This window comes from Arthrobacter terrae (genome assembly GCF_015708085.1).
GTDB classification, from domain to species: Bacteria; Actinomycetota; Actinomycetes; order Actinomycetales; family Micrococcaceae; genus Arthrobacter_M; species Arthrobacter_M terrae.
Window position 1 is genome coordinate 24,041 of sequence record NZ_JADNYM010000003.1, and the last position, 12,783, is coordinate 36,823.

14 protein-coding genes are annotated in these 12,783 nt (G+C 62.7%); 8 read left to right on the forward strand and 6 right to left on the reverse strand.

All coding sequences use genetic code 11. The annotated features are described in order from the left end of the window. Together IV500_RS02445 and IV500_RS02450 are read right to left on the reverse strand one after the other, a co-directional pair. Complete coding sequence (locus tag IV500_RS02445) at nucleotides 1-507, reverse strand: metallopeptidase family protein (RefSeq protein ID WP_196395246.1); 507 nt, start codon at nucleotides 505-507, stop codon at nucleotides 1-3. A 69-nt stretch (nucleotides 508-576) separates the two neighbouring features. Next, complete coding sequence (locus IV500_RS02450; protein WP_196395247.1) at nucleotides 577-750, reverse strand: hypothetical protein; 174 nt, start codon at nucleotides 748-750, stop codon at nucleotides 577-579. Nucleotides 751-872: 122 nt separating this feature from the next. On the opposite strand from IV500_RS02450, the gene IV500_RS02455 reads away from it, so the two are divergent. From IV500_RS02455 to IV500_RS02475, 5 genes are all read left to right on the forward strand, one after another. Then, complete coding sequence (locus tag IV500_RS02455; RefSeq protein ID WP_196395385.1) at nucleotides 873-1,265, forward strand: DUF3499 domain-containing protein; 393 nt, start codon at nucleotides 873-875, stop codon at nucleotides 1,263-1,265. Nucleotides 1,266-1,366: 101 nt separating this feature from the next. Then, complete coding sequence (locus IV500_RS02460) at nucleotides 1,367-1,648, forward strand: hypothetical protein (RefSeq protein WP_312875795.1); 282 nt, start codon at nucleotides 1,367-1,369, stop codon at nucleotides 1,646-1,648. A gap of 19 nt (nucleotides 1,649-1,667) precedes the next feature. Continuing rightward, nucleotides 1,668-3,242 carry an adenosylhomocysteinase gene (locus IV500_RS02465; RefSeq protein ID WP_196395248.1) on the forward strand — a complete coding sequence of 525 codons (1,575 nt, stop codon included), beginning with the start codon at nucleotides 1,668-1,670 and terminating at the stop codon, nucleotides 3,240-3,242. 55 nt (nucleotides 3,243-3,297) lie between these two features. After that, nucleotides 3,298-4,155, forward strand: a complete 858-nt coding sequence (locus tag IV500_RS02470) for an MBL fold metallo-hydrolase (protein WP_196395249.1) — start codon at nucleotides 3,298-3,300, stop codon at nucleotides 4,153-4,155. A gap of 116 nt (nucleotides 4,156-4,271) precedes the next feature. After that, entirely contained in the window at nucleotides 4,272-5,498 is a 1,227-nt protein-coding gene (locus IV500_RS02475; protein ID WP_230854386.1) for a L,D-transpeptidase, read from the forward strand. Nucleotides 5,499-5,587: 89 nt separating this feature from the next. Here IV500_RS02475 and IV500_RS02480 read toward each other — a convergent pair whose 3' ends face one another. Then, nucleotides 5,588-6,394, reverse strand: a complete 807-nt coding sequence (locus tag IV500_RS02480) for an RDD family protein (RefSeq protein WP_196395386.1) — start codon at nucleotides 6,392-6,394, stop codon at nucleotides 5,588-5,590. 110 nt (nucleotides 6,395-6,504) lie between these two features. On the opposite strand from IV500_RS02480, the gene IV500_RS02485 reads away from it, so the two are divergent. Further along, a complete protein-coding gene (locus tag IV500_RS02485; RefSeq protein ID WP_196395251.1) occupies nucleotides 6,505-7,497 on the forward strand; it encodes a stage II sporulation protein M in 993 nt (330 codons plus the stop codon). Between the two features lie 59 nt (nucleotides 7,498-7,556). Beyond that, nucleotides 7,557-8,834 (forward strand): TIGR01906 family membrane protein, encoded by a 1,278-nt coding sequence (locus IV500_RS02490; protein WP_312875797.1) that lies wholly within the window; start codon nucleotides 7,557-7,559, stop codon nucleotides 8,832-8,834. Between the two features lie 128 nt (nucleotides 8,835-8,962). Here IV500_RS02490 and IV500_RS02495 read toward each other — a convergent pair whose 3' ends face one another. Next, the gene (locus tag IV500_RS02495; RefSeq protein ID WP_196395252.1) at nucleotides 8,963-9,679 is read right to left on the reverse strand and encodes a hypothetical protein; all 717 of its coding nucleotides are present in this window, start codon (nucleotides 9,677-9,679) and stop codon (nucleotides 8,963-8,965) included. 76 nt (nucleotides 9,680-9,755) lie between these two features. Beyond that, nucleotides 9,756-11,441, reverse strand: coding sequence for a dolichyl-phosphate-mannose--protein mannosyltransferase (locus IV500_RS02500; protein WP_196395253.1), 1,686 nt, complete (start codon nucleotides 11,439-11,441; stop codon nucleotides 9,756-9,758). Nucleotides 11,442-11,510: 69 nt separating this feature from the next. Here IV500_RS02500 and rsmI point away from each other — a divergent pair, with 69 nt between their 5' ends. After that, nucleotides 11,511-12,395 carry a 16S rRNA (cytidine(1402)-2'-O)-methyltransferase gene (gene rsmI, locus IV500_RS02505; protein ID WP_196395254.1) on the forward strand — a complete coding sequence of 295 codons (885 nt, stop codon included), beginning with the start codon at nucleotides 11,511-11,513 and terminating at the stop codon, nucleotides 12,393-12,395. A gap of 7 nt (nucleotides 12,396-12,402) precedes the next feature. Here the strand turns inward: rsmI and IV500_RS02510 are convergent, their stop codons facing one another. Beyond that, complete coding sequence (locus IV500_RS02510) at nucleotides 12,403-12,771, reverse strand: hypothetical protein (protein WP_196395255.1); 369 nt, start codon at nucleotides 12,769-12,771, stop codon at nucleotides 12,403-12,405. Nucleotides 12,772-12,783: the final 12 nt, after the last annotated feature.

Consider the following 12,783-nt stretch of genomic DNA (forward strand, 5'->3'; position numbering starts at 1 on the left):
TCAGTACCGGCGAAACCTGCGATAGGCCGGGTCTACGGCGTCCGGGGAGAGGTTGAGCAGACCGGCAACCTGCTCGATCACCACCTCATGGATGATTTCGCCCAGCTCGTCCGGAGTATCGGCCAGCTGTTCAATCGGGCGCCGATAGAGCGTTATCACTGCGGGAGCTTCAGCGCTGGCGGCCTGGAACAGTGCCATCGGCACGCGTTCCCCGGTACCGGTCAAACGCTCAAGCGCCACTGGAATGTCCTCAACGGCGAATTCGACCGGGCCCAGGGCCGCGCCCCAAAGTTCGCTGAGCCGTTCGGCTGAGTCCATCAGAAGTTCGGTGAATCTTTCCGCCCGGGTGAGCGATCCCGGCAGTGCCTGGAGCAGCAGTTCGCCGCGCAGTCCCCGGTCGTGACGGTTCCTGCGGCGGGCGTGGAAGGTACGTCCGCGTCCCTGCGGTCCGCCGGCAGAGGCCGATTCAAGATTGATGGTGAAGCCGTCATTGGACGTGAACTGCATATAACGACTCTAGGCCTCCGGAATGAGATTAATCGACCAGCCGGAACCAATCGTCACCGGCCAGCACCGCTAGGCAGCATCTTCGATCGTGCGGCGCTTGGCTTCACGCCGCCGCTCATGCTCTGCTTCGGCCATTCGCTGGGCCCGTCGGTTCTTTTGGGCGCCCATCATGAATCTGATGATGACCAGAACGGCCAGTGCCCATGCTACGACGACCGCGGCGATGATGAGGAAGATTTCCAAGAACGTGCTCCTTAATTGACACCATTGTTTCACCCGCAGGCCCGTCCTACGAATACCGCCACGGGGCAGGCTCCAGCGAGTCTGAGCGCGCAGGCTCCCAAAGGCGGGTAATCTTGGAAACCGTGGGAACCATGCGCATGTGCTCAAGATCCGGCTGCCGGGAAGCGGCAGCGGCAACTTTGACGTACGTCTATGCAGATTCCACCGCCGTCCTGGGACCGCTTGCTACTTTTGCCGAACCGCATTGTTACGACTTGTGTACCCTGCATGCAGGAAGGCTCAGCGTGCCGCGCGGCTGGGAAGTGCTGCGGCTCGCAATGCCCTCGACCCCGACCGGGCCCGGGCCTGATGATCTGCTGGCACTGGTCGACGCCGTTCGCGAGGCGGCGGGGACTCCTGCAGCCGAACCCGCAGCACTGGGACAGCGGGGCTTGAAGTCGGCACTGGAGCCTCCTGCCGGCGCCGCCACGGCCGCCCCGGGCCGGCGCAGTCATTTGCGCATTCTGCGGGACTGAACGCATCGGACTAGAGTTGTGAACGGATGAAACGTCCGCCGCAGACCTCCGATATACATTGGCCTGTACTTGTTAAACTGCTTTTATAAGGGAGTGCACCGGTGCCGCATGTCAGAGACGAACTCCTGGTTTTGCTGCGATGCCCCGTGACCCGGTCATCGCTGGTGCCAGATGGCGGGGAACTGATCAGCACCGCCCCCGGCCCTGATGGTCAGCCGTTGCGCTACCGGATCGAGGACCAGATAGTGCTGTTACTGCGCCCGGAACAGGTTGCCGCCGCCGTTGCCGCCGGTTCCGACCAACATGGCGGGCAGACACCGGGCCAATTACCCATGGACAGCCGGCCCGGGACCACCTCGTTAAGCGATCATCCCTCCACCTGAATATTAAGGAATTATGCAGATGACTTCCGAGCTTTCTTCCGAACTGTCTTCTGAGCACCAAACGGTTGATACTGCCGACTTTAAAGTCGCCGACATTACCCTTGCGGAGGCGGGTCGCCACCAGATCCGGCTGGCCGAACATGAGATGCCCGGACTTATGTCGCTGCGGGCCGAATTTGGCGCCAGCCAGCCGCTGCGCGGCGCCCGGATCGCCGGGTCGCTGCACATGACGGTGCAGACAGCCGTGCTCATTGAGACGCTGGTAACCCTCGGCGCGCAGGTCCGCTGGGCCTCCTGCAATATCTTCTCGACGCAGGATGAGGCGGCCGCCGCCGTCGTCGTCGGGTCTGGAACAGTCGACGATCCGCGGGGCGTCCCGGTTTTTGCCTGGAAGGGCGAGACACTTGCTGACTACTGGTGGACAGCACAACAGATCCTGAGCTGGCCCGGTGCGGACGCGGACCCGCAGCTCGGTCCGAACATGATCCTTGACGACGGCGGAGACGCCACCATGCTGCTGCACAAGGGCGTGGAATTCGAAGCCGCAGGAGAGGTTCCGGCAGGAACCGACGCCGATCCGCAGGAGCATCGGGTATTCCTTGACGTGCTGCGGGAGACCCTTGCACTGGACGGCCAAAAGTGGACCCGGGTTGCGCGTGGTATCCGAGGTGTCACCGAGGAAACCACTACGGGCGTGATGCGGCTTTACCAGCTTGCCGAGCAGGGGAAGCTGCTTTTTCCTGCCATCAATGTCAATGACTCGGTCACCAAGAGCAAATTCGACAACAAATACGGTATCCGGCATTCGCTACCGGACGGTCTCAACCGCGCAACTGACGTACTGATGGGCGGCAAGGTCGCCGTCGTCTGCGGTTACGGTGACGTCGGCAAGGGTGCTGCGGAAGCACTGCGGGGGCAGGGCTCGCGGGTGATCGTAACCGAAATCGATCCGATCTGCGCGCTGCAGGCGGCCATGGACGGCTACCAGGTGGCGAAGCTTGAATCGGTCCTCAGCGAGGGACATATCTTCATCACTACCACCGGCAATAAGGGCGTGATCACGGCAGCGCACATGTCGGAAATGCGGAACAAAGCGATCGTCGGCAACATTGGTCATTTCGACAACGAGATTGACATGGCGGGACTGGCGCGTATTCCGGGCATCAGGAAAGTGGAAATTAAGCCGCAGGTGCATGAATGGGTGTTCGACGACGGCGAGTCCGGTGGTGGTGCATCCGGTCACGGTGCGTCCGGCGAAAGGGACGAGCCGCGATCCATTATTGTGCTCTCCGAGGGACGCCTGCTGAACCTTGGGAATGCCACCGGCCATCCTTCCTTTGTGATGAGCAATTCGTTCGCCAACCAGACAATTGCGCAAATTGAAATTTTCAGCAAGCACGGGCAAACGGATGCCGACGGGAATCCGCCCTACCGCAATGAGGTCTACGTACTGCCGAAGATTCTCGATGAAAAGGTTGCCCGGCTGCATTTGGCTGCGTTGGACGTGGAACTGACCGAACTTAGCCAGGAGCAGGCCGAATATCTGGGACTCGATGTTGCGGGCCCCTACAAGTCAGAGCACTACCGCTACTGAGCCGGCACAGTCGTTTTAATGTGGAGCTCAATGAACCGGCTGGGGAAGGAAGGGCATGCTTACGAACAGTGACCCCTGGACCCACAGCAGCATGCTGACGCGGTTCAGGCTCGGCCCCAACCCCGGACCCATGACGCTGGAGGGTACCAACAGCTACGTCATTTCCAGCCCGGCCCCTGACTTTGCTTCGCGCGGCTCTGATTCGGCCGGCGGCGTGGTGGTTGTCGATCCGGGTCCTGCGGATGAACCGCACCTGCGCGCACTCGCCGATTGCGGCGCCGTCGAGCTGGTGCTGATCACCCATCATCATCGGGACCACACGGCAGGCCGCGTGAGATTCCACGAAATGACCGGCGCCCCTATCCGGGCGCTGGACCCCGCGTATTGCATTGCTGCCGCGCCGCTTACCCCGGGGGAGCGCATTTTCGCCGCGGGCGTGTGGATTGAGGTGATCGCCACCCCCGGACACACAGCGGATTCGCTCTGCTTCGCATTGCCGGACGACGGCGAACACGGCTCGGTGCTGACGGGGGACACCATCTTAGGTCGGGGGAGCACCGTCATCTGCTACCCGGACGGAAGACTCGGTTCCTATCTTCGGTCGCTGGAAACGCTCCAGCAGCTCGGCCCGGCGTTGGTGTTGCCGGCACATGGGCCGGTCCGGGCCGGGCTGGACGCGGTGGCACGGGAGTACTTGGCGCATCGGCACTTGCGGCTGGCGCAACTTCGGTCAGCGCTGCTCAGACTGGGACCGGAGGCTTCCGCGCGGGAGGTTGCTGCCGACGTATATTCCGATGTTCCCGGGTCCGTGCGCGCCGCGGCGGAACTTTCCGTGGCGGCCCAGCTGGACTACTTGGGCCGCGCAGGGGGCGACGTTCCCCGGCCCGGCGGGTGCGAAGATGGCGTAAAATGATTGTTGATCCGGTGTGGCTGCTGTGCTGTGCGCGGGTGCCCGGCTGAGGAAGCCAGTTGACGAAAAATGCGTGTCGGAACTTTGCCTGTTGGGGGAGAAAAATGCAGGATCTGCAGATGCGTAAGAGTCGTAAGGGTTGGAAGATCGGGCTGATTTCCCTCGTCTGCCTCGGCGTCGTGGGCGGCGGTGTTGGTGCTGCGACGGCCCCCACCTGGGCCGGCGCCCCGATCGAGTCCGAGGCCCAGAGTCCGGCCAGAACCACCCAGGGACTGGCCGCTCCAGTGGTGCAGGCGATGGAGCTCGGCGTTACCCCCACCGATGGTGCGGCACAGGTCAATCCGGCGGCACCGGCAGTCATCAAAGTAGACCATGGCAGCATCAAATCCGTCGCGCTGAGCGATTCCGTATCCAAAGCTGCCGTTGACGGTGTGATCAGCGCCGACAGATCAACGTGGACCGCGGCCGGGGCACTGACATTCGCCACCTCCTACAACTATGACTTCACCGTGGTCGACGGTGTGGGGCGGATAACGCACAAAACGCAGACTTTCACCACCGTCCCTGCCTCCCACGAAGCCGATGCTTCCGTCTATCCGCGCAGCGGCCAGAAGGTCGGTGTCGGGCAACCACTCCAGATCACCTTCAGCGAGCCGGTGACTAACAAAGAAGCGGTGGAAAAGGCACTCAAGATTACGACGACGGCCGGCCAGGTCGGTGCGTTCCACTGGTACAGCGACACGATGGTCAGATACCGTCCGGAAACCTTCTGGGCCGCGAACAGCACGATCACCATGGACATGCAGCTGTTCGGCGTGGATCTGGGCAAGGGCCAGATCGGCAACTTTAATAAGACCATCACCATCCCTATCGGTGACAAGAAAGTGATGGTCGCAGACTCGGCCAATTTCGTCGCCGACGTGTACATCAACGACCAGCCCGCCCAGCACTTCCTGGCCACGATGGGCGACGAGCGCTTCCCGTCCGCTTCCGGATTCATGCCGCTGATGGACAAGCAGCGGTACGCGCACTTCGTCGCCGCTTCGATCGGACTCAAACCAGGGGACCCTGCCAACTATGGAGAATTGGACGTCAACTACGCTACCCGGCTGACCAATAGCGGGGAATTTATCCACCAGGCTACGGATTCGGCGGTACCGTATATCGGCAAGCTGAACCTCTCGCATGGCTGTATCGGCCTGAACGAAGCGGGAGCCTCCTGGGTGTTCAATAACATGGGCATCGGAGACTTGGTGCAGGTCATCAACAGCGTCAGCGAACCGGCTGCTCCGACGGACGGCTTCGGCGACTGGAACATCCCATGGGCGCAGTACGCGTCCCGCTAGGAATCGCGCCCATCCGCTGAAGCCGGCAGCAGCTGCCACCAGCATTCAGTGCTGTCAGCCGAAATCCCAGCCGACCGCCAGCCGAACGTTCAGTCGTTCTGCTCAAAGGGCAGTGTGTGGAGCCGCCGGGCGAGTTCTTCGGAGTATTTGAGCCCGGTCATCATACGGCGCAGCTCGCGTTCGTACCGCTCGGATGTCAGGGCCACCAGATAAGCATCGGCAGTGGTGCCCGGTGGGGGAGGTGGGGAGACAAACGCGGCGGCCTCGGTGGCGAGATCGGCGGCAAGCTGCCGGCGGGATGCGGGCGTCATCTTCGCATACTGATTTATGAAGGCGGAGATTCTGCGCGCCAATGAGGCAGGCAACGGGCCAATGTCGGCCAATCGTGCCCAGGACTGCAAATGAGCCGGGGGGCGAGGTTTGAACGCAGGCGCGGCAGGCATCCTTTCGCGCATGGCATATGTCCCGGCGAGCATATCTCCGAGCCGCTTTGACCGCTCGTTGAACAGGGAGACCAGGAACGCGACGGAGCCGAGCATCATGTACAGCTCAAAGACACCCAGCAGCCCGCGGATCAGTGCCTGCCGGAATCGGATGGATCCGCCGTCGTCGCGCACTATGCGTAGCCCCATGATCAACTTGCCCAGCGATTTTCCGCGGGTCAGCGTCTCGACGCCGATCGGCAGAATTACCAGCACGAACACCGCCCCGGCCAACAGCAGAGCACTGGCCGCAGCGGAATCAAGATCCGCCAGTCCCGCCCAGAGCAACAGAGCGGACCCGATCAGCAGCAGCACCAGGACCACCGCGTCGATCATCGCGCCCAGGGACCGAGCCGCAAAAGACGCCGGACGCAATTCCAGGATCACGGCCTCGCCGGTAATGATTGAGCTGATGGCAGCTCTCCTTTCCCGTCGGCGGGCCTATTCGCGCCCGTGTCGAATAGCTTGTCCAATAGATTCTAGAATGCGGTGCGCGGCAGGTGGACCGGCAGTAGGGTGAGAGCGTGGACTTGGACGTGTTTGCCGCCGTGCATCGGACTCAATGGGATCGGCTCAATGAGCTGGCCCGGCTTCGCCGCCTTTCCGGCGAGCAAGCCGACGAGCTGCTCCGGCTGTACCGCACTGCATCCACGCATTTGTCGATGATTAGGTCGGTGTCGCCCGAAAGCGCGCTCTCGGCCTCCCTTTCGACCCTGCTCGCCAGGGCCAGGACACGTTTCACCGGTGCCCGGTCCAATTTTGCCCAGGATGCGGCACATTTCTTCGTGCTGGCACTACCGTCCGCCTTTTATCGGCTCCGTTGGCTGAGTCTCGCGGTGGGAGCCGTGTTCGTGGTCATCGCGGTGCTGTACGGGACGTGGGCCGCAGGAAATCCTCTGGTGCTCGGGGCTCTCGGCGGCGATGAAAGGCTGCGGCAGCTGGTGGACCACGATTTTGTGGATTACTACTCAGCGAATCCCGGTGCTTCCTTCGCCGGGCAGGTCTGGACCAATAATTCCTGGCTCGCAGCCCAGGCCGTCGCTCTGGGTGTCACCGGCGTATATGTCCCGTTCATGGTCTATCAGAACGCGATGGGCGTTGGGCTCACCGGCGGCGTGATGTTCGGCTACGGGCGCGGGGACGTTTTCTTTAGTTACATCCTGCCGCATGGGCTGATGGAGTTGACCGCCGTCTTCGTGGCCTGTGCGGCGGGACTGCGGATCTTCTGGGCCTGGGTCTCGCCGGGTCCGCAGCCGCGGCTCGTTTCGCTGGCCAACGAGGGGCGGTCCCTCATTACGGTTGCCATCGGTCTACTGATTGTGTTGTTTGTTTCCGGCCTGGTGGAGGCATTTGTCACGCCATCGCCCTTGCCGGTGTGGGTGAAAATCGGGATCGGTTCGGTGGTGTTGGCGTCCTACTGGGCCTACACGCTCATTCTGGGTCGTCCGGCCTGGCAGGCGGGGGAACGCGGCGACCTGGACACCATCGACGCCGGCGACACGTTGGCAACGACCTAAAGCAGGGGCCTTCGGGGTGGCGGCCACGTCGCGGGACCTCCGGCAGGTACGCTGAAAATGTGAGTGAGAACAAGAAGAAAGTTTCAGCCGACGATGCTGCGGAGCCGGCATTGGACGGTGCGAAGATTGATATGCAGCCACGCGCTGGGCTGGACGGCGGCAGCCGCTCAACGGCACCTGCCGCTGACGCTCCGGACGACGACGAACCCGCCTTCGCCTGGATGGTGCCGTCGGGCGGCAAAATGACCAAGGCCGGCAACCCCGTGGCGGATGCGCCGGCCAAGGCCGTTAACCCGGCGCGGGAAGAGCCGGCCACCACCGGCATACCGGCGCACGCAGGTGCTTCGGCTCTCGCGCCAAAACACGGTGGTGGCCACCTGCCCGTGAAAATCGCCCCGGCGGGCAGTACCGGTGAAACGGAGCCAGCGCGGGCCACCGGTAATCTTCCCGACCGGCACGCATCCGGAAATGTCGCGCCGCAGGCCGCAGGCTCCGCAGCGCCGAACGACACATCTTCGGTCTTCCGTGAGCCGCTTCCCACCAGCATGCTCCAGGTCCGTCCGCCGCAGGAGGACGTGGACCGCCGTGCCGCCCAGCGTGAAGAAGCCGCCAAGGTCCAGCCCGTGCTGCCGCGTGTCATGCAGGTCCTGCTGGCAGTCTGTTATCCCTTCGTGCTGCTGGTGCTGGCGATCCGGCTGATCACCACGCCGTTGTTTCTATGGGTGGAGTATCACCGACCCGGCTTCCCTGCAGATTCGTTTGGTTTCAGCACGGACGATCGGATGACGTACGGGTCCTATGTGGTGGATTACCTGCTCAATTTTTCCGGTCCCCGGTTCCTCGGTGACCTGGTCAAGCCCGGTGGACGAGCACTTTTCAATGCAGGCGAAGTCAGCCATATGGCGGATGTGAAATCCGTGATCAGCATGGCATTCACCGTGGGGACCGTGCTCGCCGTGGTAATTATTATCGGGATTATCTACCTCATGCGCCGCAGCACGGGCGGAGTGCGCCGGGGGCTCTTCGCGGGTTCAATCGCCACGTTGGTACTGGTGATCGGACTGGCCGTGCTGGCGTTTATGGGCTGGGAGACGTTCTTCACGGACTTCCACAGAATATTCTTCAAGAACGGCACCTGGACCTTTTACCTCGACGACTCGTTGATCAGATTGTTCCCGGAGCAGTTCTGGACCGATTCGGGTCTCCTGATCGGCGTCGTCGTCTTCCTGGTCTCCACGCTGACGCTTGCTTTCACCTGGCCCACCAAACAGCGCCGCAATGTCAGTGCCAGGGCCAAGAGCCGCAGGCAGGGCCGGCGTGCGGTGGCCGGCGGCTAGCCCGGCCTCGTGCCGTCTCATCCGGCCCCGTGCGTCAAGCTCCTATGGGCGGCGGGCGGCGGGCGGCGGGCGGCGGGCGGCGGGCGGCGGGCGGCGGGCGGCGGACGGCCCGTGACAGCGGACGACTGTTACGTCACGCAGATGCGCAAATAAGCCTGAAAGGCGCCGCCATTGTTCCACGCAGCTGCCGTCATCGTCTTTTTGACCTTGCCCACATATTGCCCGGCAGCGGAGAGCATACGGCTGGAGAGTCCGTGTAGGTCGACTACCCGCTGTACCTCCGTGATGTTGTAACCCGCGTCCGATACTGCTTGTGTGAGGTCAAGGTAAATGCCGGCCGCTGAGGGTGACTGCGCAGTTCGGGATGGGGACGAGGCATCCATCCCGTTGGCAAACGCGGCGCATGCCGATTCCTTGCCGATCGCCTTGCCGGCCGCTTCCATCGTGCGTTGCATGGCTTCGCTGGGCTGCCGCAGGAAAGCCCCTCTCAACAGCGTCACGGAGTCCGCGCTGATCAGGCCTTTGACCTCATCAGCGACGCCGAGCATACCGGCAATTTCCGTCAGTGCAGCGGACCGTTGCCTCGCCGACTCGACGATGGCCCTCTCACCTTCGTTCAGGGCGGACCCCTTGGGGGCAGTTTTGAGGATGTCCTCCAGCGTAGTTGAGGCGCCGCTAAGCTCCGAGGCATCCGCTGCGCGTGAGACAAGCCTGCCTGCATCGTCCATAGCGCTGCTTAGCCGCGAGAGGGCTCCAGGCGTACCGCTGCAGGCCGCGACAGGCAGCAGGAAAACGGTAAGGATCAGTGCAACGAGACGAATCGGTCTTTTCTGACGCTGGTTCATCGGACCCCACTTGAGAGCGGACTGTACTATCCGGTATACGCCTGAGAGCTTCTGCTGTCCACCGCTGTGCAGGGGTTTAGATCCAGCTCGGCATCCACATCCGGTTCCGCCATTGCCCGTACGGGATAAGTTCGGCAGTCCAAATCGGGTAGAAATACGTACTGACGGCGATTACCAGGACCAGGAACAATCCCACCAGCAGGGCGCCCTGCATCCGCCGCCACCGGGGGTCCGAAGCCGTTCCCAAGATCAGGCCGAGCACAAAGACGAGTGCCAGAATCAGGTACGGCTCATACGCGATCGCGTAAAAGAAGAAGATGGTGCGGTTAGGATACAGCAGCCATGGCAGGTAGCCGGCCGCCAGCCCGGCAAGAATTGCGCCGGCGCGCCAGTCGCGACGCGCTATCCAATAGACGAACACGAACACTACGGCGAGGGCGGCGGACCACCAAATCACCGGGTTTCCCACCGAGGAGACGACGGCGGCACAACTGTCCGCCACACACCCCTTCTCGCCGTGCTTGGGATAGTCCGTGTAGAAGGACGTCGGCCTTCCCATCACCAGCCAGGACCAGGCGTTCGCCTTGTATGGGTGGTCGGAGTCGAGTCCGGTGTGGAAAGTATAGGCCGTTAAGTGGTAATGCCAGAGGGAACGCAACGGTCCCGGTAGCCAGGCCCAACTGCCGCCGGGGTTGGCGCTGGCCCAGTGGCGGTCCCACGAGTCTGCGGACATAAACCAGCCGGTCCAGCTGGCCAGGTAGGTCAGAAAGGCCACCGGAACCATCGACACAAACGCAAAGATGCCGTCTTTGAGGATGCCGCCGGCAAACCAGTTGCGGACGCCGGCAATCCGGCGGGCGCTGAGATCCCAGAAGACGCTCAACAGGCCGTAAGCGAGCAGGAAGAAGATGCCCGACCACTTGGTTCCAGTGCATAACCCCAGCGCGACGCCCGCGGCCAGCCGCCACCACCTGATGCCAAGCCACGGCCCGAAAATCAGCTCCTTGCGCGCGGGAATTCCGCCGCGCCGCGCCGCCGCCGCGGCCAGTCTTTTAGCGAGCCTGTTCCGTCCGTCGTCGCGGTCCATCAGCAGTGCGCCGAATGCCACCAGGGCCCAGAACATCACAAAGATGTCCAGCAGGGACGTCCGCGACTGGACTATGGCGTGTCCGTCAACGGCGAAGAGGAGTCCCGCTACCGCGCCCATGATGGTGGAGCGGAACATCTTTTGAGCGATCAGCGCCAGCACAAAGATGGACAGTGTTCCCACGAGGGCTGCCGAAAAACGCCATCCGAAGCTGCTGGAGGGCCCGAAAAGCCACATCCCGAAGGCGATCATCCATTTACCGACGGGTGGATGGACCACATATTCCGGCGTATCCAAAAGCGAGCTGAAATCACCCGTGATGAAGTGTTCGTTGGCCTTCTCTGCCCAGTTACGTTCGTAGCCGCTCTGCAGCAGGGAGTATGCGTCTTTGATGTAATACGTCTCGTCGAAAACAAGAGCATGTGGTTCGCCCAGCCGGACAAACCGCAGAATTCCGCCAATTACGGCCATCAGGGCCGGCGCAAGCCAAAACCACAGCCGCAGGGACAGCGGTGTATCGAGCCAGCGCCAGCGTGTCCCCAGCAGCCGGGCCCGCAAGGCCTCGAGGGTGAAAGCCTTCTTCGGATCGATAAGCCAGCTCCCGCGTGCACCGGATACCGGCGGCAGCGGCGGCAACGGGCGCGCCTTCGGGTCCGTCACATGCAAGCTCACCATGCCAATGTTACCTTCGGCGAACGGTCCTCCCCGGCCGGGAACGGCAGAGGGGGACACTAGGCTGGAACCATGGATATCGATCGCCCGGCCACACCGCACTCCGGAGCTGCAGCGTCCGCAGGAGTCGGCTACATCGTCCTGGCGGCAACGCCGATCGGCAATTTCGGTGACGCCTCCTCGCGCCTGATCGAGTGGCTCGGTTCCGCTGATCTGATCGCGGCCGAGGACACCCGCAGACTGCATCGCCTCGTCCAGGGGCTGGGGGTTACCGTTACCGGACGTGTTATCAGTTATCACGAACACAACGAGCTCGCCAAGACGCCGGATCTGCTGGCCCAGGTCAGGGACGGGAAGACGCTGCTGATGGTGACGGATGCGGGAATGCCCGCCGTCTCCGATCCGGGGTTCCGGCTGGTGGAGGCGGCCGTTGCGGCGGGGATACGGGTGACGGCGGCACCGGGACCGTCAGCGGTGCTGACGGCGCTGGCACTGTCCGGTCTGCCGACGGACAGGTTTTGTTTTGAGGGCTTCCTGCCGCGCAAGAGCGGTGAACGGGCCACCCGCCTGAGCGCGCTGAAGGGGGAGCAGCGGACCATGGTGTTCTTCGAAGCACCGCACCGGCTGGAGCCCATGCTCCGGGCACTGCAGGAAGCTTTCGGGGCGGACCGCCGGGCAGCGGTCGCCCGCGAGCTGACGAAAACGTACGAGGAGGTGCTTCGTGGACCCATGCGCGAATTGCTGCAGTGGGCCGAAACGACCGAAGTGCGCGGTGAGATCGCGGTAGTGGTAGGTGGCGCTCCGGACTCCGTTCCCGCCACGGTGGAGGACCAGGTTGCGGCCGTGAACGGGTTAATTGCGCAGGGGATCCGCCTGAAGGAAGCTGTTGCTGCTGTCGCGGAAGAAGAACACGTGAGCAAACGCGAGCTCTACAGCGCCGTGCTCGCCGCAAGATAAATCTCACTCAACTCCCGGTGTTGTCACTGATGACGTTGCCATCAGCGGCGTCAATTTGCACCGAGCGCTTGACCGAGCCGTCCAATATGTCACCTTCCCAAACCGTCTTGCCCAGTTCCGTCTTGCCCAGTTCCGTCTTGCCCAGTTCCGTCTTGCCCCGTTCCGTCTTGTCCTGTTCGGTCTTGTCCTGTTCGGTGTCAGGATTCAGCTCCGTGATAGTGCCGCCCAGCACCCCGGCGGGCATTTTCTGCGCAGCTTCCTGGTAATCAATCTTGGCCGCTTTGACACGGTTCTGGTTCCGGGACTTGTCTGCTTCGTCGTCGCTTTTAACTGTGCGGGCAGCAACCACCGCACTGCCGTCCGCAGCGATCTCCATGACAATGTCCGG